Raw genomic sequence first — 18244 nt, 5'->3', positions numbered from 1 at the left:
AGGGCATACCCGGACCCGGCTCGACCTGAGGAGCTTCATGCTCTTCATGGACACGATGCGGGAGGACTACGCCGACGCCCTCACCGCGGTGGGCAGCCAGCACACCGGCCTGGTTCACGAGAACGGCCACTGGATCCGATGGCACGGATCCACCATCGGCGTCCTCCTCACCCTGCTCCGGCGGCAGCGGGACGAGGTCGCCCAACGTTTCCTCGATGGACTGGACGGCCGGCAACGGCGCTATGCCGCGCAGTCGAGAGCTGACGGCCGGCCGCTGCTCGAGCAGGGCGTCCCGCTGGCACCGTGGTTGGACGACGACGTGGCAGAACTGGCCTTGCAGTGGCTGGACCTGCTGGCGACCCACCGGTTCCTGTTCGATGCGCGAGGCCTCGACGGGACGACGCTCGACCTGCCAGCCGCCGTCATCGACTGCCTCACCGAACTCCGCCTCTCCGGAGCCATCGGCGTGGAGCCGTTGCGGAGCGGAGAACCGTGGTTCCCGCCCGTCGCCCATCGCCGCGAGAAGGTCCTCCGGGTGGACCGGTCGGCGCTCTCGACACGACTGCTGCTCGAGTGCGCCAGCCTGCTCGACGAAGCCGGGCTGCGACCCGGACCGTTCCACCAGATCCTGCCCGATGGTGTCCATGGTCAGCTGGACCACAAGCTGACGGGCGGCTACGCCGAACCGATACGGCAGGCCGCCGAGCTGGCTGGGCGCGAACTGTCGTTCGAGACCATCCACCTCCTCATCGACCTGGCGCTCAATCCGAGCATCCCGGGTCTCGACCGCAACGCACGGATGTCACAGCTGGCTGACCTCTATCCACCGGCTCGCTTCCGCCGTGCGGCGACGGCGATGCGAGACCTGCCCGATCTCCGTGCCGGCCGACCACCGGACCGCTCGTCCGTCCTCCGGCTGCAGCAGGAGATCACCGCGGCCACCGGCCTGGAGGTGGGGCAGGTGAGCCATCCCCTGTCATCGGCCGGCACGGTCGAGGAAGCGGTCCGGCGGGCGAGTGACGACGTGAGCGCGTTCTTCGACGCCGCCGTCCAGGCCGCGAACGACGTCCAGGCGGTCCGCCGGCAGGCCCCCGAGTGGGTGTCGCACTACTACTGCACCACGCTCGGTCGCCCGGCAGCTCTGCACGTCCTCACCGGGGGGACCCCGCTGCCCTCGTGGCCGTACCTGCGGGTCATCCGCGGGCGGTTCCATTGGTCCGCGGAGCGGCTGACCCAGGACCAGGCGGAGAGGCTCCTCGTCGGCGCCGTGGTCGCCGGCGCATACGACGACGTCCTGAGCGGCACGGGTCCGCTCAGGCGTCGGCACCTACCGGACGACCAGTTCGAGGACTCTCGCACCGTCGCCGCGATGGAGAGCTTCATCCGGGCGCATACGGGCTTCCATCTGTCGTTCGGCCCTGGGCGCTGACCGCGGCCGCACCGCCGGGCTGGCGACGGACACGGAGGTCAGCCGCTACAGCGACGTCGGCAGGCCCAGCGCGGCGAACAGCTCGCAGTCGAGGTTCAGGAAGCTGGAGATGTGGGCGATCCGGCCGTCCTCGATCTCCAGCACGTGCAGACCCCAGGGCAGGTGACCACCACCCTCCGCGGGGCGGTACTGGGCGAAGGCCGGCGTCCCGTTCGCCGACGTCTGGATCAGCTTCGAGCCGCGGCAGCTGCTCGCCGGAGGCGTCACCATCCAGGCGCCGATGTCCTCCCGGCCCTGGAGCCACATCTCGAACGGCGGCATGTGCTGGGTGGCGTCCTCGTGCAGCAGCTGCACGAACGCGTCGATGTCGTAGCGCTCGAAGGCGTCGAGGTAACGCGCCAGCAAGGCCTTGTCCTCGGAGTCCAGCGACCGCGGCGCCGGACGCCCCTCGAGGTCGGCCAGCGTCGCGCGTGCCCGCTGCAACGCGCTGTTCACCGACGCCACCGTGGTGTCCAGCAGCTGGGCGACCTCCTCGGCCTTCCAGCGCAGCACCTCCCGGAGGATCAGCACCGCCCGCTGGCGCGGGGGCAGGTGCTGCAGCGCCGCGACGAAGGCCAGCCGGATCGACTCGCGTGCCACCGCCTGCTCGGCGGGGTCGCCGTCCTCCGGGATCACCTGGCGGTCGAGCACCGGCTCGACCCAGGCCGAGGCCGGGAGCCGGCCGGCCAGCGACGCCTCCACCGGCGGGTACGGCGAGCCCGACAGGTCCATCGGCAGCGCCCGCCGCTGCCGACCGGAGAGCTGGTCGAGGCAGACGTTGGTGGCGATCCGGTAGAGCCAGGAGCGCACCGCCGACCGGCCCTCGAAGTCGGCGATCCCCCGCCACGCGCGGACCATCGTCTCCTGCACCGCGTCCTCGGCGTCGAAGATCGAGCCGAGCATCCGGTAGCAGTAACCGGTGAGCTCGCGCCGGTGCTCCAGCAGCCGTGGGTCGAGCTGATCGGTCGGGCCGAGCGCGACGCTGGTCACCTGCACCACCTCCGGGATCGATGTGGAAGCCAGCACACCACAGCCCGCCGACAGAACGGGAGGGGTCGGGCCCTACTGGTAGCTGATCAGCTGAGGATCGGGCTCCACACCGCTGATCGTCTGCTCCGGCGTGAGCATCGGCAGGTCCTCGTCGATGAAGTTCTTCCAGCCCCACCACAGCCCTTCGGGGGCCTCCCGGCGCAGCGCCGCCCAGGTGGCCTGCTTGTCGGGCTGACCGCCCTGGCCGTCGGCGTGCACCATCACGGCCAGTTCGTCGCGGCTCAGGTCCACCCGCTCCCGCCCCGGCAGCATGTCCAGCCGGAACTGGTGCAGGACCAGCAGCTTCTGCGGCAGCTCGTTCTCCCGGGTCAGGTCGGCCAGCCAGGTCACGACCCGGTTGACCTCCTCGACCTCGACCGAGCCGATCTGCTCCAGGTGCACCTCGCCGGGACCGAGCCGCCACTCCGGGTCCAGGGCCAGGCCGACGTGCGGCAGCTCCAGCAGGGAGCGGTACAGCTCGGCCTGGGTGACGAAGTCGGTGCGCCCCGGCTGCAGGTCCAGCACCACGTACATCCCGGCCTCGCCGGCCGCCTCGACCCAGGGCCGCAGGAACTCCACGTCGGCCTCGGCCGAGTAGTCGCCGTCGTCCCCGGCCGACGACGACGCGACCGTCGCGATGATCTCGAAGGTCGGCACCACCGTCTCCTCCACCAGCGGCTCGTACTCAGCGGCGTACGCACGGGCCCGCTCGATCGCCGCGTCCAGCGGCTGCTCGCCCATCAGGCCGAGCGCCCCGGTGCCGGGGTGCCCGTAGAGCGCGATGAGCAGCCGCCCGGGGAACACCAGCTGCCCGCCGCCCGGCAGCTGCTCGCCGGTGGCCGCCGTCGCCGTCTTCCACTCCAGCCCGTCCTCGTCGGCGAAGCCGCCTCCGAGCGCGACCACCGAGGCCTCCGGCTGCTCGGCCAGGGCATCGACCAGGTCGGCCGACGCCCGCGGGTCGGTCGCCCCGCCGGTGAGCACCACCCGGGCCCCGGCCGCACGGGCGGTGGCGATCCCGGCCGGCGAGTCGCCGGTGGCCAGCACGACGACGTCCTCCAGCGGCTCGGCCGGCTCCACCGCGGGCAGCGAGCCGTCGACGGGTTCCCCGGACGGCTCCGCACCCTCCGGCAGCAGGGCGACCGGATCGTCGCGGTCCAGCGCGGCCACCGCGGCGGCGGCGTTGTCGCCGTCGGCCGGCACGGGATCGGCGTCGCCCAGGTCCAGGCCGGTCGCCTCGCCGACGGCGGCGACCGTGGCCGGCACCGCCAGGACCTCGGGCCCGCCGTCGCCGGCCGGCAGCTCCGCGTCGCCCACGACGAGGACGTCGGTGGCACCCAGCCGGTCCAGCTCTTCGGTCACGGCGCCGTCGTCCGCCCCGTCGACCACCAGCAGCGGCACCCCGAGGCCCACGGCGGCCGACGAGCCCAGCAGCACTCCCGCGCTGTCGACCGCACGGGCGACCACCACGACGTCGGACCGCTCGAAGAGCGCGCGGCTGGTGCCGACGGCGGCGGCCACCGGATCCGGATCGGCGACCACGGTCAGCCGCTCCTCCGGTGCGGACGCGCCGACGACGGCGGACTCCTCGCCGCCGGGTTCGTCGTCACCGTCGCCGGTGCAGCCGGAGACCAGGACGGCACACAGGACCAGGGGCAGCGTGCGGGAGCGCACGAGGGCGTCCTCCGTTCCCCGCGCGGCGCTGGTGCAGGGAGCACGGCGACGACGGCGCGGTCAGCGTTCGACCCTAGCGAGAGGGACACCCGGCGCGCGCTGCTGGACACCGCCCGCGCCCGGCCAGGAGCATCTACGTCGAGATGACGGTGCACCAGGAGTCGGGCCGGCCCGACCACGAGGAGGCCAGTCAGCGGGATGGGATCCCGGCGGCCCGGCCAGCAGGCTCGACGTCATGACCACGGACACGCTCGTCCAGCCCGCTCTGCCGGCCACCGCACCCGCCCCGACCGGGGTGCGCGGCCGCGTCCGCCAACTCGGCATCGACACCGGCTACACCCTGACGAACTTCCCGGTGGGCGTCGCCGCCTTCGTCGTCGTCCTCACCGGGCTCGCGCTCGGGGCCGGCCTGCTGGTCATCTGGGTGGGCGTGGCCGTGCTGGCCGCCACGCTGATGGCCGCCCGCGGGTTCGCCACCGTCGAGCGGGCCTGGCTGCCCGCCGTCCTGGGCCGTCCGGTGCCCTCCCCCGCGTACCGGGTGCCGCAGGGCTCGGCTGTCGGCAGGCTCCTCACCCCGCTGCGGGACCCGCAGACCTGGCTGGACGCCCTGCACGCGCTGCTCCGGTTCCCGCTGGCGATCCTCGGGTTCGTCGTCACGGTGACGATGTGGGCCGGCGCGCTCGGCGGCCTGACCTACTGGGCGTGGGACTGGGCGCTGCCCGACGCCTCCCGCGATCCGCAGAACTACGACCTGCTGGAGCTGCTCGGCTTCGAGTCGACCGCCGGCCGCCGCGTCGTGGCGTACGTCGGCGTCGGCCTGCTCTTCGCCGTCCTGCTGCCGCTCGCCGTCCGCGGCGTCGCCCTGCTGCAGGCCCACCTCGCCCGCGTGATGCTCACCTCCCGCGCCGCCACGCAGGCCGAGATCGGCCGGCTGGCCGAGGGTCGCGACGCCGCCGTCGCCGCCGAGGCGGTCGCGCTGCGCCGGCTCGAGCGCGACATCCACGACGGTCCGCAGCAGCGCCTGGTCCGCCTCGGCATGGACCTCTCGCGCGCCCAGCGGCAGCTCGACCGCGACCCCGACGCCGCCCGCGCCACGCTGGGCGAGGCGGCCGGCCTGGCCCGGGAGACGCTGGAGGAGCTGCGTGCCCTCTCCCGCGGCATCGCCCCGCCGGTGCTCGCCGACCGCGGTCTCGCCGCCGCCCTCGCGGCGCTGGCCGCCCGCTCCCCCGTGCCGGTCGACCTCGCCGTCGACCTGCCCGCGGAGCGGCTGGCGCCGGTCACCGAGAACACCGCCTACTTCGTCGTCAGCGAGGCGCTGGCCAACGTCGCCAAGCACAGCGACGCCGGCATCTGCCGGGTGGCGCTGAGCTGCTCCGGCGACCGGCTGCGCGTCGTGGTGGAGGACGACGGCTCCGGCGGCGCGGTCCTCGCCCCCGGGCACGGCCTCGCCGGGCTGGCCGACCGGCTGCAGGCCGTGGACGGCACACTCGGCGTCGACAGCCCCCGAGGCGGCCCCACCCGGCTCACCGCGGACCTCCCGTGCACGTGAGCCGACCGCCGGGCCGGCCGCTGCGGGTGGTCCTGGCCGACGACTCGGTGCTGCTGCGGGAGGGCCTGGTCCGGCTGCTCGAGGAGGCCGGCACCGAGGTGGTGGCCGCGGTGGGTGATGGCGAATCGCTGGTCCGCGCGGTCACCGAGCTCCGGCCGGACGTCGCCGTCGTCGACGTCCGGATGCCCCCGACCCACACCGACGAGGGGCTGCGGGCGGCGGTCGAGGCGCGCCGCTCGGTGCCCGGCACCGCGGTCCTGGTCCTCTCCCAGTACGTCGAGGTGGCCTACGCCGACGAGCTGCTGGCCGACGGCGCCGGCGGCGTCGGCTACCTGCTCAAGGACCGGGTGGCCGACGTCGACGCGTTCCTCACCGCGCTGGAGGACGTCGTCGGCGGCGGCACGGCGCTCGACCCGCAGGTGGTGTCCCAGCTGTTCGCCCGCCGCCGCTCCGACGACCCGGTGCGCCGGCTGACCCCACGCGAACGGGAGGTGCTGGGGCTGATCGCGGAGGGGCACTCCAACACCGCGATCGCCCGGACCCTGGTGGTCACCCCCGGCGCGGTGGAGAAGCACACCCAGCACATCTTCGCCAAGCTCGGCCTGGCCCCCGACGAGGACCAGCACCGCCGGGTGCTGGCCACGCTGGCCTACCTGCGCGGCTGAGCGCCCGGCGCCGCGTCGAAGGCGGCCCGCAGCCGGGCCGGTGCCCGCAGCCGCCACGCCTCGATGAGCAGCTCGGTCAGCTCGTCCCGGTCGACCACGGCCAGGTCGACGACGACCATCGAGGAGTTCCGGTAGTGCTGCGGCACCGAGAATACGGCCGGGCGCTCGGCGGCCAGCCCGTGGTTCTCGCCCTCGGCCAGCCTGATCGCCACCCAGGTCCCGTCCGGGGGCATCGAGGCGAAGATCTTGTCCCGCACCCGCAGGCAGGCCATGTCCCAGGCCGGGCGCTCGGTGGCCTCGGGCAGGGCGAGCCCGGCGGCCCGGACGTCGGCGGAGGTGGCGGGCACGCGGCTCACCCGCGCCCGAGCGCGCGCTCGACGTTCCCGACCATCCTGCTGAGCACCAGCACGGTCCGCTCGTACTCCTGCCGGGACAGCCCGTCCACGACATGCTGCCGGGTCAGTTCCTCACCGGCGACGACGGCGTCCACGGCCTCGTCGAGCAGGGTGCCCAGCCGCTTCACCCACCAGCCGATCGGCCGCTGCTCCGGGTCCATCGGCGCAGCATGACACCGCGCGGGCGCCCCCAGAAGTGCTCGCGGTACGCCCCGGGCAGCCGGCGCACCCCGCCGTCGGCCCGGGCCGCACCCGCCGTGATCGCCGCGGGACCGATATCGGTTGGCCCGACGTCGGACCCGGGAGGTAGACACGACCCGTGACCGACGACGTCTCCGCCCGGCTGCGCCCCCTCACCACCGACGAGTGGCCGGCGCTCAAGCGCGCTCTCGGCGCGGCGTTCGGGGACCCGCCCTCGGGCCCGTACCAGGAGTCGCCCTCCCCGGTGGCCGAGCTGGACCGGTCGCTGGGCATCGTCGAGGACGGCCGGGTCGTCGCGACGTCGGGCATCTACAGCCTGCAGATGACGGTGCCCGGCGCCGTGGTGCCGACCGCCGGCGTCACCTGGGTCACCGTCGCCCCCACCCACCGCCGCCGCGGCATCCTCACGGCGATGATGCGCCGGCAGCTGACCGAGCTGCACGAGCAGGAGCGCGAGCCGGTGGCCGCGCTGTGGGCGGCGGAGGCATCGATCTACGGCCGGTTCGGCTACGCCCCCGCCTCCTGGAAGGGCGGCTGGACCGGCAGGACCGAACGGCTGCGCCTCCGCGACGACGTCGACACCGGCAGCGGGCGGGTGCGGCTGGTCGAGGAGGACGAGTTCCGCGGGCCGGCCGCGGCGGTGCACGAGGCGGTGCGCCGGTTCGTGCCGGGCAACACCGCCCGCGACGAGCGGTGGTGGACCCGCGCCCTCGTCGACGACCCGGAGCAGCGGCACGGCGCGACCGCGCGGCAGTACGCCCTGCACACCGAGGCCGACGGCGCGGTGACCGGGTACGCCACCTACCGCGTCAAGTCGTCGTGGAGCGACGCGGGCGAGCCGGAGAGCACGCTCACCGTCGAGGACGTGCGGGCCGCGTCCACGGCCGGCTACGCCGCGCTGTGGCAGTTCCTGCTGGGCATCGACCTGGTGCGCACGGTGCAGGCGCCGAACGCCGGTGCCGACGACCCGCTGCGCCACCTGCTGCACGACTCCCGTGCGCTGCACGCCCGCCCCGTGGACGCGCTGTGGGTGCGGCTGGTCGACGTCGGCCGGGCGCTGGCCGCGCGGCGCTACCCGGCCCCGATCGACCTCGTGCTGGAGGTGCGCGACGCGTTCTGCCCGTGGAACGACGGCCGCTGGCGGCTGTCGGGTCACCCGGCCGGCGCCTACTGCGGGCCGACCGACCGCGACCCCGACCTCGTGCTCGGCATCGAGGCGCTGTCCGCGGCCTACCTCGGGGGCGTCTCGCTGGCCACGCTGCAGGGCGCCGGACGGGTGACCGAGGTGAGCCCCGGCGCGGTGACGCTGGCCGCCACGGCGTTCGGCTGGCCGGTCGCGCCCGCGGCCTCGGAGGACTTCTAGGCGGACGGCGCCATCGCGTAGCTCCACCCGGTCCGGCGCGGGCGCCCCGGCAGCTCCAGCCGGCCGGTGGCCCAGAGCAGATCGGCGACCGGGTCGTCCGTGGCAGGCACCTCGGGGAACAGCCGGGCCCGGACGGCGGCAGCCACCTCCGCCGGCGGCTCCCAGGCCAGGTCCAGGGCTGCGGCGACGTCGGTGCCGTGCACGAGCAGCTCCGCGCAGCCGATGGCGGCGAACCCGGCGGCGTCGGCGATCCCGTCGGAGTGGCTGCCGCGGTCGTCGGGGCGTGCCGCGTCGACGGTGCGGGCCAGCACCTCGGCCCACGCGGCCAGCCCCGCGGTCAGCTCGGCCAGCAAGGCGTCCGGGCGGGGCTCCACGGTCATGCCGCTCACGTCGGCGGGCCCGGCGGCCAGGTCGTGGGCGTAGAACGCCAGGCAGCTGTTGAGGTGCCCGGCCACGGCGGTCACCGAGCAGCCCATGGCCGGGACGTCGGCGTTCCCGTCCGGCACCCGGTCGAGCAGCTGCCGCACCGCTCCGACGGCGGCGCGGACCGAGCTGCCGTCGGGCGGGGTCACGGGTGCTCGGTGCGGGTGGGGAGGCCGCCGGCCGGGCGGTGCCGGTCGCGCTCGTAGTCGCTGATCAGGCCGATCCGCCGGATGTGCCGCTCGTCGCCGCTGAACGGCGTCCGGAGGAACTCCAGCACCAGCTCGGTCGCCTCCTCGACGGAGTGCTGCCGGGCGCCGATCGAGACGACGTTCGCGTCGTTGTGCTGGCGGGCCAGCTGGGCGGTGGCGGTGTTCCACACCAGCGCGGCGCGGACGCCGGGCACCTTGTTCGCCGCGATCTGCTCGCCGTTGCCCGAGCCGCCGATGACGACGCCGAGCGACCCGGGCTCGGTCACCGTCCGCTCCCCCACCTCGAAGCAGAAGGGCGGGTAGTCGTCCTGGGCGTCGTACTCGAACGCCCCGCAGTCGACCGGCTCGTGCCCGGCCTCGGTGAGCACCTTCTTCAGGTGGTCCTTGAACTCGAGGCCGGCGTGGTCGGTACCGACGAAGACGCGCATGACGAGCAGTTTGACAGGCTGGGCGCATGGCGGTCCTGGGGGTCGACGGCTGGCGGGGACGCTGGGTGGGCGCGAAGCTGGCCGGCCGCACGGTGGAGCTGCTGGTCCTGGACGACGTCGCTGCCGCCCTCGCCGTCCCCGACGTGGAGCTGATCGCGATCGACATGCCCATCGGGCTGTCGGACGACGGGGTCCGGGCCTGCGATGTCCTCGCCCGAAAGCTGCTCGGCCCCCTGGGCAGCTCGGTCTTCCCCACCCCGGTGCGCGCCGTGCTGGCGACGGACGACTACGCCGAGGCCCGCGCGATCTCCCGGGCGCACACCGTCCCACCGCGGGCGCCGTCGGCGCAGGCGTTCCAGCTGGTCAAGGCGATCCGCGCCCTCGACGACGCCCTGGGCGACCCGCCCACCGACCGCGTGGTCGAGGTGCACCCGGAGCTGGCGTTCCGCGCGCTCTCGCCAGAGGTGCGCGACCGGAAGGGCACCGCCCGCGGCACGGTGCAGCGGCTGAGGGCACTGCGGACCGTCATGGACGTCGAGGAGTCGCTCGCCGCCGCTCCGGCGGGCGTACCGGTCATCGACGCGATGGACGCGTGCGCGGCGGCGTGGTCGGCCGCGCGCCTGGCTCTTGGTGCGGGCGAGTGCGTCGGGGACGGCGCCACCGACCGTCGCGGCCGGCCGATGCGGATCTGCTGGTGAGACCCGTCAGGAACCGGTGAGGCGGCGGACGACCGACAGCGGGAGGAGTCGGAGCAGGCCGGCCACCGGGCGCCACGGGAACTCGGGCACGTAGCCGCGGACCGGCTCGCGCTCGATGGTCTCGGTGAGCGCCTTGACACCCTTGTCCAGGCCGACGGTGAAGGGCCCACGGCGGCCGACGTTGATGTCGGTCGCGATGTAGCCGGGCAGGATCGCCGAGACGACGATCTGCGAGCCGTAGACGTCGGAGCGCATCCCCTCGGCCAGCGCGTTGAGCGCCGCCTTGCTCGCGCCGTACGCCGTCCGGCTGCCGGGCATCCCGCGCACCGACGCGACGGAGGAAATGAGCACCAGGTGGCCCATCCCCTGCGTGCGGAACAGCTCCATCGCGGCCTCGCACTGGGCGTGCGAGCCGAGGACGTTGGTGAGCAGCGTGGCCCGGTTGGCCCACGCCTTGCCGGTGCCGACCGACGCGCCCTTGCCGATGCCGGCGTTGACGATCACCCGGTCCAGGCCACCGAGCCGGTCGGCCAGCTCCGGCAGCACCGTGGCCACCGACTCCGGGTCGTCGACGTCCATCGCGGCGACCTCGATGCGGATGCCGGGATGCGCGGCGAGCAGTTCCTCGCGCAGCGCCTCCAGCCGGTCGACCCGGCGGGCGCAGAGCGCGAGGTCTCGGCCCATGGCCGCGAAGCGGCGGGCCATGCCCTCGCCGAGGCCGGCACTGGCGCCGGAGATGAAGATGCGCTGACGAGTGGGGTGCGGCACCCCGACAGCATGCCGCACCCCCGCATCAGCGCTCGAGCCGAGCTTTTCCGCGGAAAAGCTCCTGTGCTTTTCCGCGGAAAAGCACAGGGTCGTCAGCGGGAGCGGGTGAGCTCCAGGGCGTCCGCCGGCACCGACGACATGTCCGGGCCCACCGTGCGGGAGCGCTTGAGCTCCCAGAAGTCCGGGAGGTTGGCCAGCAGCACCGCGCCGTCGAACGCCTTGCCGGCGTCCTCGCCCGTGGGCACCTTGCTGATCACCGGGCCGAAGAAGGCCACGCCGTCGATGTGCATGACGGGGGTGCCGACGTCGTCGCCCACCGGGTCCATGCCCGCGTGGTGGCTCTTCTCCAGGGCCTCGTCGTACTCGGTCGACTCCGCGGCGGCGGCCAGCTCGGCCGGCAGACCGACGCGCTCCAGGGCCGGGGCGATGAGCTCGTCGAGCTCCAGCTCCTCGTGGTGCCGCAGCGTGCCCATCGCGGTGTAGAGGTCACCGAGCACCTCGTCGCCGTGCTGCTGCGCGGCCGCGATCGCCACCCGCACCGGGCCGATGGCCTTCGTCATCATCTCCTGGTACTCCTCGGGCAGGTCGCGCCCGCGGTTGAGCACCGCCAGGGACATGACGTGCCAGTGCAGGTCGATGTCGCGGACCTTGGCGGCCTCGAGCACCCAGCGGCTGGTCAGCCAGGCCCACGGGCACAGCGGGTCGAACCAGAAGTCCACGCGGGCCTTGGTGGGGGCGCTCTGCACTGCCTCGGTCATGCGTTCTCCTCGGTTGTTCGGCCGGACCGCGCCCGGCGTCGTCTGTGGCTGCCAAGTCCGGCCGCTCGGCGCTTGTTCCCCGCGGTCGCTCCCCGGGAGCGGCAGGCGGACCTGCACCGGCCCATGACAAGCTGCCGACGTGGCTGTACCCAACTTGACCCGCACCGACGCTGCTGCCCGCGCGGAGCTGCTCGCCGTCCAGAGCTACGACATCCAGCTGGACGTGACCGACGGCGCAGGGCACCCCGGTGACCGCACCTTCCGCTCGACCACCACCGTGGAGTTCACCTCCCGCCAGGCCGGCGCCGACACGTTCATCGACCTCGTGGCCGAGAACGTGCTCTCGGCGACGCTGAACGGCACCGAGCTCGACGTGACCGGCTACACCGAGGACGGCGGCCTGCCGCTGCCCGGGCTCGCGGAGAAGAACACCCTGGTGGTGACGGCGGACTGCCGGTACTCCAACAGCGGCGAGGGGCTGCACCGCTTCCTGGACCCCGTCGACGGCCAGGTGTACCTCTACACGCAGTTCGAGCCCGCCGACGCCAAGCGCATGTTCACCTGCTTCGACCAGCCGGACCTGAAGGCCACCTTCACGCTGCACGTGACGGCACCCTTCGACTGGCAGGTCATCTCCAACAGCGGTGACCGCACCATCGAGGCCGGCGAGGGCGGCTCGCAGCTGGCGCACTTCGGCGCGACCAAGCGGATCTCCACCTACCTGGTGGCGCTGATCGCCGGCCCGTACGCCAAGGTCACCGACTCCCACGACAACATCCCGCTCGGGCTGTACTGCCGGGCCTCGCTGGCGGAGTTCCTCGACCCGGAGGAGATCTTCCGCGTCACCAAGCAGGGCTTCGACTTCTACCACCGGGTGTTCGACTACCCGTACCCGTTCGACAAGTACGACCAGCTGTTCGTGCCGGAGTTCAACGCCGGGGCCATGGAGAACGCCGGGGCGGTCACGTTCCTGGAGGACTACGTCTTCCGGTCGAAGGTCAGCCGGGCCCGCTACGAGCGCCGCGCGGAGACGATCCTGCACGAGCTGGGCCACATGTGGTTCGGCGACCTGGTGACCATGCGCTGGTGGGACGACCTGTGGCTCAACGAGTCCTTCGCCACCTACATCAGCACGCTGTGCCAGGCGGAGGCCACCGAGTACACGACCGCGTGGACGACGTTTGCCAACACCGAGAAGGCCTGGGCCTACGCGCAGGACCAGCTTCCCTCCACCCACCCGATCGCCGCCGACATCCCCGACGTCGCCGCCGTCGAGGTGAACTTCGACGGCATCACCTACGCCAAGGGCGCCTCGGTGCTCAAGCAGCTGGTGGCCTACGTCGGGCGCGACGAGTTCCTCGCCGGCGTGCGGCGGTACTTCCGCAAGCACGAGTACGGCAACACCACGCTGGCCGACCTGCTGGGCCCGCTGTCGGAGAGCTCCGGGCGCGACCTGTCGGAGTGGGCCGACCAGTGGCTGCGCACCAGCCAGGTGAACACCCTGCGCCCGGTGTTCGAGCTGAGCGAGGACGGCCGCTACTCGTCGTTCGCGATCGAGCAGACCGCCGTCGCGGAGCACCCGGTGCTGCGCAACCACCGGCTGGCCGTCGGCCTCTACAGCGAGGGCCCCGAGGGGCTGACCCGCAGCCACCGGGTGGAGCTCGACGTCGCCGGCGCGCGCACCGAGGTGCCGGAGCTGGTCGGCCACCCGGCGGCCGACCTCGTGCTCGTCAACGACGACGACCTCACCTACGCCAAGCTGCGCCTCGACGAGCGCTCGCTGGCGACGCTGCGCGCCCGCATCGGCTCGATGCCCGACCCGCTGGCCCGGGCGCTCTGCTGGTCGGCGGCGTGGGACATGACCCGCGACGCGGAGCTGCCCGCCCGCGAGTGGGTGCAGCTCGTGCTGGCAGGCATCGGGACGGAGAGCGAGAGCAGCGTCATCCAGTCGCTGCTGGCCCGGGTGCAGACGGCGTTGTCGTCCTTCGCCGACCCGGCATGGGCGCCGACCGGATGGGCGCAGCTGGCCGACCACGCGCTGGCCGCGCTCGAGTCGGCGCCGGCCGACAGCGACCTGCAGCTGCTGTGGTCGCGGACGCTCGCCAGCGCCGCCCGCTCCGACGAGCACGCGGCGGCGCTGCGCGGGCTGCTCGACGGGTCGCGGACCGTCGAGGGCCTCGCGGTGGACACCGACGCCCGGTGGGCGTTCCTGCACGGGCTGGTGGCGATCGGCGCCGCGGTTGACGCCGAGATCGACGCCGAGGCGGAGCGGGACGCCACCGCGACCGGCATCCGCCGGGCGGCCACGGCCCGCGCGCTGCGGCCCACCGCGGAGTCGAAGGAGCAGGCCTGGCAGCAGGCCTTCACCGACGAGTCGATCCCGAACGCCGTGCACGAGGCGCTGCTGCAGGGGTTCTGGCACCCGGCTCAGCGCGAGCTGACGGCCGGCTACGTCGACCGCTACTTCGCCGAGATCCGGCCGGTGTGGGACCGCCGCCCCGGGGAGATCGCGAAGAACGCCGTCCAGTACCTCTTCCCGCCGGTGGTGGAGCCGCGCACCATCGCGGCCGCCGACGCCTGGCTGGCCGACGGCGAGCAGCCGCCGGCGCTGCGCCGGCTGGTCTTCGAGGGCCGGGACGGCATCGCACGGGCGCTGCGTGCCCGCGAGCGGGACGCCGACGCCGCCCACTGACGCCCCTCGGAACCCTGGCGCACAGGACCGAGAACGACGAAGGCGCCGCACCCGGCCGGGTGCGGCGCCTTCGTCGTCGTCAGCGCGTCAGTGGGTGCGCAGCCCCGCGGGGTGACCGGCCTGGTCGGACAGCTGGCGGAGGCCGTTCACGATGCCGCCGACGAGGTCACCCGAGGAGAACGAGCTCGTCATCGACAGCACCGCCAGCGCGCAGGCGCGGTCGGGCAGCCGCCGGGCGGCACCGGCACCGGTGACCACCTCGACGACCCGCTGGCCCGGGGAGACGGCGATCAGCACCGAGTCCGTCGGGTGGGCGCCCGAGCGGGCGTGCAGCTCCTCGGCGTGCGTCCGGGTGGGCGTGCGCAGCTCACCCACGTAGAGGGTGAAGTGCAGCCCGGTCTCCCGGGAGGACATGGTCAGCGCCTCGTCGAGGCGGGCCAGCTCGCGGAAGCTGAAGACCTCGTCCAGCCGGCCCTCGTCGGTACGGGCGGCGGCGGTCTGGTTGGTCGCGGTGTCGTGGGAGTCAACTTCGAGCGGGCGGGTCATCGCCGGTCTCCGGGGGTGGTCGTCGGGACGTCGGTCAGGGTCACCAGGTACCGCGGGCGCCGCCGAGCGGGCCGGCGGGCTGGATGGCGCGGGCGGCGGTGGCTCCACCGTGGACGTGGCCGTCGCCGACGGCGGGGCCGGCTCCGGTGCCGCTGTCGAGGGCGCGCTCGCCCGGCTGCTCCGGGTACATCGAGGAGCCCAGCGCCGCGGTGCCGCTCCCGGGCACGGCTGCGGGGCCGTGCGCCGCCACCGGACCGTGCCCACCGGCGTGCGCCGGGTGCGGCTCGTACCAGACCGGCGCGTGGTCCCAGGCCTGACCCGGCTTGTACCGCGGACGCCGATCGGCGCCGGGCTTGAGGGTCAGCAGCGCGAGGACGACGACGATGGCCAGCGGGATGGCCGCGAATACGAGGATGGTCTCGGCGACGTTCACGCCGGACAACTTACCGGTGCCCGCTCCCATTCACCGGCTCTCGGTCCAGACGGCGGGGTGGCGTCCCGCCCACGGCCGCGCCGCCTCCAGTTGAGCGGACAGCGAGACGAGCGTCGCCTCGTCGGCCGGGCGGCCCACCAGCATGGTGCCCACCGGCAGGCCGCCGTCCGTCCAGTGCAGCGGCACGCTCACCGCGGGCTGGCCCGTGACGTTGAACAGCGCGGTGAACGCGGCGTAGCGCTTCTGCCGCTCGAAGTCCGGGGCGCCCTCGCCGTCCTCGGTGAACCAGCTGATCGGCCGCGGCGTCATGGTGAGCACCGGCGCCAGCAGCACGTCGAAGCCGGCGGTGGCGCGCACGAACTGCCGGGAGAACACCCGCAGCGCGAACATCGCCTCCATCGCGTCCCGCGCCGACAGTGCCAGGCCGCGGTCGCGCATCCACCGGGTGAGCGGCTGGAGCCGGTCGACGCGGTCGGGCGGGACCGGGAGCGTGGTCGCGCTCAACGCCCAGACCCGCTCGAAGGACGGCAGCACCGCGGGGTCGAGCAGCCCGTGCGGCACGTCCTCGACGACGTGCCCGAGCGACTCCAGCAGCCGGCCGGCGTCCTCGAACGCCGCGGCCACCTCCGGCTCCAGCTCCGTGCCGGGCATGGCCGACTCGGTGTACCGGCCGATCCGCAGCCGGCCGGGCTCCCGGTCGGCGAGGGCGAGGAAGGTCTCCCCCGGCGGCAGCGGCGGAGCCCAGAACGGGTCGCCGATCTCCGGCCCGGCCATGGCGTCCAGCAGCGCGGCGGCGTCCCGCACGGTCCGGGCCAGCGGGCCGCTGGTGCCCAGGCCGGTCACCTCGCTGCCGTACGGGGCGTTGCTGATCCGCCCGCGGCTGGGCTTGATGCCGAACAGGCCGTTGATGCTGGCCGGGATGCGGACCGAGCCGCCGCCGTCGCTGCCCTGGGCGAACGGCACGAAGCCGGCGGCGACGGCGACCGCCGCCCCACCACTGGACCCGCCGGCCAGCCGTGAGGGGTCCCACGGACAGCGGGCCGGCCCGACGAGCTCGTTGTCGGTGTAGCAGGGGAAGCCGAACTCGGGGGTGTTCGTCTTGCCCACGCTGATCGTCCCGGCGGCGGCCAGCCGGGTGACGACGGCGTCGTCGACCTGCGGCACGAAGTCGGCCAGCGCGGTCGAGCCGAACGTCGTCCGGACGCCGGCGGTGTTGTTCAGGTCCTTGACCGCGGTGGGGACGCCGAGCAGCGGCGGCAGCTCCCCGCCCTCCCGCAGCCGCGCCTCCGCCTCGGCTGCCTGGGCCCGGGCGCGGTCGGGGGTCACGGTGAGGAACGCGCCGAGCCCGACGTCCAGCGCGTCGATGCGGGCGAGCGCGTGCTCCACGAGCTCGGTCGGGCTGACCTCTTTCGCCCGCACGGCGGCGGCCTGCTCCAGCGCGGTGAGGTCGTGCAGCTGCGACATGGCGCGGACGTTAGCCCGCCGGGCTCAGTCGAGGTCGGGAACGCCGATCGGGTTGCCGAGGGGCCAGTTCCCCGCGGCCACGACGGCCCGGCGAACCGGGAGCAGCAGCTCGGCGAGCCGGTCGCAGCCATGGTCGCCGAGGGCCCGCCACGGCCCGCGGGCCAGCCGGTCGGTGTCCGCCTCGATCCCGGCGACCACGGCGCGCCCCTCGTCGGTCAGCTCACCGCCGGTCAGCCAGCGGCGCTCGGTCAGCCCGTCGACGGCACCGTCCCACGCGGTGTCGTCCCAGCCCCACGCCTTCTGCAGCCACGCACGGTCGGAGCGCCCGGCCGCCGCCGCCAGCACGTGCGCCTGCACCCCGTCGACCTCTCGCTGCACCAGCGCGGTGGTGTGCCCGTCGCCGCGGTGCTCCCGGAGCGTCGTGAGCGCCTGCCACAGCACCAGGTGCGGCTCACCGGGTACGACCACCGCGGTGTTGGCGGCGGCCAGGGGGCGCCCGGGGACGTCGACCGCGGCGGCCGCCGTCGCGGCCAGCTCCATCGCCTCGATGGTCCCCGGAGAGCTCACCCACTCGTCCCCGAACACCCGCCGGACCGCCGCGTCGACGCCGTCCAGCCGCGCCTGGAGCGCGGTGGCCGGGGATGCGTCGGCCCAGACGCCGGGCACCCGGCGGGCGACGAAGTCCGGGGCGAAGTTGACGAACGTCGCGCTGACCACCTCCGCGCCGACGGCACCCAGGGGTGACGCGCGGCCCGCGAAGTAGCCCGCCCAGAACCCGCGCAGCCCGGCCGCCGCGAAGGCGTCCCGCGCCTCGTCGGCGAAGTACGTCAGCGCGTGGAAGGGCTCGGCCAGCACCCACAGCCGGCGTGCGGTCGCGGCCGAGCTCATGCGCTGACGCTCTCCGGGACCCCCAGCCACTCCCGCCAGCGCGGATCCACCGTCCGGGTGCCGAGCAGGCGCCAGGCAGCACCGCTCGGGGTGTGCGGCGGGTGCGGCAGCTTCCAGCCGAGCTCGGCCAGCGAGCGGTCGGCCTTGGTGTGGTTGCAGCGCCGGCAGGCGGCCACGACGTTGTCCCACGTGTGCGTGCCACCGCGGCTGCGCGGCACGACGTGGTCGATGCTGGTTGCCGAGCTGCCGCAGTACACGCACGTCTGGCCGTCCCGGGTGAACACCGCCCGCCGGGACAGCGGCACCGACGCCGGGTAGGGCACCCGCACGTAGCGGGTCAGCCGGGCGACGACCGGGACCGGCAGGCTGACGGTCTCGGAGTGGACGACGTCGGTTGCGACGTCCACCGACTCTGCCTTGGCGGCCAGGACCAGGACGATGGCCCGCCTGCTGGACACCACGCACAACGGTTCGTAGGTGGCGTTGAGCAGCAGGGTGGCCGCCGTGGTGGCGGGCGAGGGCACGGGGACGAGCGGCGGGACGGGGTCGCGACGCGGGCCTGGGTGACCCGCCGTCGACGACCCGGGCGCGGAACG

Annotated in this window: 19 protein-coding genes; 6 read left to right on the top strand and 13 right to left on the bottom strand. The window is 74.3% G+C overall.

Features of this window, described 5'->3' with window-relative positions:
- The first annotated feature begins 37 nt into the window (after nucleotides 1-37).
- Nucleotides 38-1429 (top strand): hypothetical protein, encoded by a 1392-nt coding sequence (locus GCU60_RS15940; RefSeq protein ID WP_163206992.1) that lies wholly within the window; start codon nucleotides 38-40, stop codon nucleotides 1427-1429.
- A 45-nt stretch (nucleotides 1430-1474) separates the two neighbouring features.
- Here the strand turns inward: GCU60_RS15940 and GCU60_RS15935 are convergent, their stop codons facing one another.
- Nucleotides 1475-2458, bottom strand: a complete 984-nt coding sequence (locus tag GCU60_RS15935) for an RNA polymerase subunit sigma-70 (protein WP_163206990.1) — start codon at nucleotides 2456-2458, stop codon at nucleotides 1475-1477.
- Nucleotides 2459-2530: 72 nt separating this feature from the next.
- Nucleotides 2531-4168, bottom strand: a complete 1638-nt coding sequence (locus GCU60_RS15930) for a hypothetical protein (RefSeq protein ID WP_163206988.1) — start codon at nucleotides 4166-4168, stop codon at nucleotides 2531-2533.
- 235 nt (nucleotides 4169-4403) lie between these two features.
- On the opposite strand from GCU60_RS15930, the gene GCU60_RS15925 reads away from it, so the two are divergent.
- A complete protein-coding gene (locus GCU60_RS15925; protein ID WP_163206986.1) occupies nucleotides 4404-5717 on the top strand; it encodes a sensor histidine kinase in 1314 nt (437 codons plus the stop codon).
- Nucleotides 5714-6382 (top strand): response regulator, encoded by a 669-nt coding sequence (locus GCU60_RS15920; RefSeq protein ID WP_430537426.1) that lies wholly within the window; start codon nucleotides 5714-5716, stop codon nucleotides 6380-6382. Before GCU60_RS15925 ends, GCU60_RS15920 begins: the two co-directional genes overlap by 4 nt.
- Here the strand turns inward: GCU60_RS15920 and GCU60_RS15915 are convergent.
- Together GCU60_RS15915 and GCU60_RS15910 are read right to left on the bottom strand one after the other, a co-directional pair.
- On the bottom strand, nucleotides 6367-6729 hold the full coding sequence (locus GCU60_RS15915; RefSeq protein ID WP_163206984.1) for an MmcQ/YjbR family DNA-binding protein: 363 nt from the start codon (nucleotides 6727-6729) through the stop codon (nucleotides 6367-6369). The genes GCU60_RS15920 and GCU60_RS15915 overlap by 16 nt on opposite strands.
- A 5-nt stretch (nucleotides 6730-6734) precedes the next feature.
- Entirely contained in the window at nucleotides 6735-6938 is a 204-nt protein-coding gene (locus GCU60_RS15910; protein ID WP_163206982.1) for a hypothetical protein, read from the bottom strand.
- A 158-nt stretch (nucleotides 6939-7096) separates the two neighbouring features.
- On the opposite strand from GCU60_RS15910, the gene GCU60_RS15905 reads away from it, so the two are divergent.
- Entirely contained in the window at nucleotides 7097-8341 is a 1245-nt protein-coding gene (locus GCU60_RS15905; protein ID WP_163206980.1) for a GNAT family N-acetyltransferase, read from the top strand.
- Here the strand turns inward: GCU60_RS15905 and GCU60_RS15900 are convergent.
- Complete coding sequence (locus GCU60_RS15900; protein ID WP_163206978.1) at nucleotides 8338-8913, bottom strand: hypothetical protein; 576 nt, start codon at nucleotides 8911-8913, stop codon at nucleotides 8338-8340. The genes GCU60_RS15905 and GCU60_RS15900 overlap by 4 nt on opposite strands.
- Entirely contained in the window at nucleotides 8910-9401 is a 492-nt protein-coding gene (locus GCU60_RS15895) for a ribose-5-phosphate isomerase (protein WP_163206976.1), read from the bottom strand. The genes GCU60_RS15900 and GCU60_RS15895 overlap by 4 nt, the downstream gene beginning before the upstream one ends.
- Before the next feature lie 26 nt (nucleotides 9402-9427).
- Here GCU60_RS15895 and GCU60_RS15890 point away from each other — a divergent pair, with 26 nt between their 5' ends.
- Nucleotides 9428-10099, top strand: a complete 672-nt coding sequence (locus GCU60_RS15890; protein ID WP_163206974.1) for a DUF429 domain-containing protein — start codon at nucleotides 9428-9430, stop codon at nucleotides 10097-10099.
- A 6-nt stretch (nucleotides 10100-10105) separates the two neighbouring features.
- On the opposite strand, the gene GCU60_RS15885 is transcribed toward GCU60_RS15890, so the two are convergent.
- Both GCU60_RS15885 and GCU60_RS15880 read right to left on the bottom strand, forming a co-directional pair.
- Nucleotides 10106-10867, bottom strand: a complete 762-nt coding sequence (locus GCU60_RS15885; RefSeq protein ID WP_163206972.1) for an SDR family oxidoreductase — start codon at nucleotides 10865-10867, stop codon at nucleotides 10106-10108.
- Nucleotides 10868-10959: 92 nt separating this feature from the next.
- Complete coding sequence (locus GCU60_RS15880; RefSeq protein ID WP_163206970.1) at nucleotides 10960-11625, bottom strand: DsbA family protein; 666 nt, start codon at nucleotides 11623-11625, stop codon at nucleotides 10960-10962.
- A gap of 139 nt (nucleotides 11626-11764) precedes the next feature.
- On the opposite strand from GCU60_RS15880, the gene pepN reads away from it, so the two are divergent.
- A complete protein-coding gene (pepN, locus tag GCU60_RS15875; protein WP_163206968.1) occupies nucleotides 11765-14317 on the top strand; it encodes an aminopeptidase N in 2553 nt (850 codons plus the stop codon).
- An 87-nt stretch (nucleotides 14318-14404) separates the two neighbouring features.
- On the opposite strand, the gene GCU60_RS15870 is transcribed toward pepN, so the two are convergent.
- The 5 genes from GCU60_RS15870 to GCU60_RS15850 are packed head-to-tail and all read right to left on the bottom strand — an operon-like array spanning nucleotide 14405 to nucleotide 18172.
- Nucleotides 14405-14863 carry a DUF5130 family protein gene (locus tag GCU60_RS15870; RefSeq protein WP_163206966.1) on the bottom strand — a complete coding sequence of 153 codons (459 nt, stop codon included), beginning with the start codon at nucleotides 14861-14863 and terminating at the stop codon, nucleotides 14405-14407.
- A 40-nt stretch (nucleotides 14864-14903) separates the two neighbouring features.
- The gene (gene ctaJ / locus GCU60_RS15865; RefSeq protein ID WP_163206964.1) at nucleotides 14904-15296 is read right to left on the bottom strand and encodes an aa3-type cytochrome oxidase subunit CtaJ; all 393 of its coding nucleotides are present in this window, start codon (nucleotides 15294-15296) and stop codon (nucleotides 14904-14906) included.
- A 30-nt stretch (nucleotides 15297-15326) separates the two neighbouring features.
- Nucleotides 15327-16760, bottom strand: coding sequence for an amidase (locus GCU60_RS15860; RefSeq protein WP_163206962.1), 1434 nt, complete (start codon nucleotides 16758-16760; stop codon nucleotides 15327-15329).
- Nucleotides 16761-16784: 24 nt separating this feature from the next.
- Entirely contained in the window at nucleotides 16785-17648 is an 864-nt protein-coding gene (locus GCU60_RS15855) for an SCO6745 family protein (protein ID WP_163206961.1), read from the bottom strand.
- Nucleotides 17645-18172 carry an HNH endonuclease gene (locus GCU60_RS15850; protein WP_163206959.1) on the bottom strand — a complete coding sequence of 176 codons (528 nt, stop codon included), beginning with the start codon at nucleotides 18170-18172 and terminating at the stop codon, nucleotides 17645-17647. Before GCU60_RS15850 ends, GCU60_RS15855 begins: the two co-directional genes overlap by 4 nt.
- Between the last annotated feature and the right edge of the window lie 72 nt (nucleotides 18173-18244).

It is taken from the genome of Blastococcus saxobsidens, from assembly GCF_010682065.1.
Lineage (GTDB): Bacteria > Actinomycetota > Actinomycetes > Mycobacteriales > Geodermatophilaceae > Blastococcus > Blastococcus saxobsidens_B.
Note: the sequence above shows the minus strand (reverse complement) of the source record. Positions and strands in the feature narration are given on the sequence as shown.

Excerpts from the sequence above, each read along its gene's own strand:
- GCU60_RS15940 (WP_163206992.1), top strand. The coding sequence starts at position 38 with ATGCTCTTCATGGACACGATGCGGGAGGACTACGCCGACGCCCTCACC.
- GCU60_RS15925 (WP_163206986.1), top strand. The coding sequence starts at position 4,404 with ATGACCACGGACACGCTCGTCCAGCCCGCTCTGCCGGCCACCGCACCC.
- GCU60_RS15910 (WP_163206982.1), bottom strand. The coding sequence starts at position 6,938 with ATGGACCCGGAGCAGCGGCCGATCGGCTGGTGGGTGAAGCGGCTGGGC.
- GCU60_RS15895 (WP_163206976.1), bottom strand. The coding sequence starts at position 9,401 with ATGCGCGTCTTCGTCGGTACCGACCACGCCGGCCTCGAGTTCAAGGAC.
- GCU60_RS15890 (WP_163206974.1), top strand. The coding sequence starts at position 9,428 with ATGGCGGTCCTGGGGGTCGACGGCTGGCGGGGACGCTGGGTGGGCGCG.
- GCU60_RS15880 (WP_163206970.1), bottom strand. The coding sequence starts at position 11,625 with ATGACCGAGGCAGTGCAGAGCGCCCCCACCAAGGCCCGCGTGGACTTC.
- GCU60_RS15870 (WP_163206966.1), bottom strand. The coding sequence starts at position 14,863 with ATGACCCGCCCGCTCGAAGTTGACTCCCACGACACCGCGACCAACCAG.
- GCU60_RS15860 (WP_163206962.1), bottom strand. The coding sequence starts at position 16,760 with ATGTCGCAGCTGCACGACCTCACCGCGCTGGAGCAGGCCGCCGCCGTG.
- GCU60_RS15855 (WP_163206961.1), bottom strand. The coding sequence starts at position 17,648 with ATGAGCTCGGCCGCGACCGCACGCCGGCTGTGGGTGCTGGCCGAGCCC.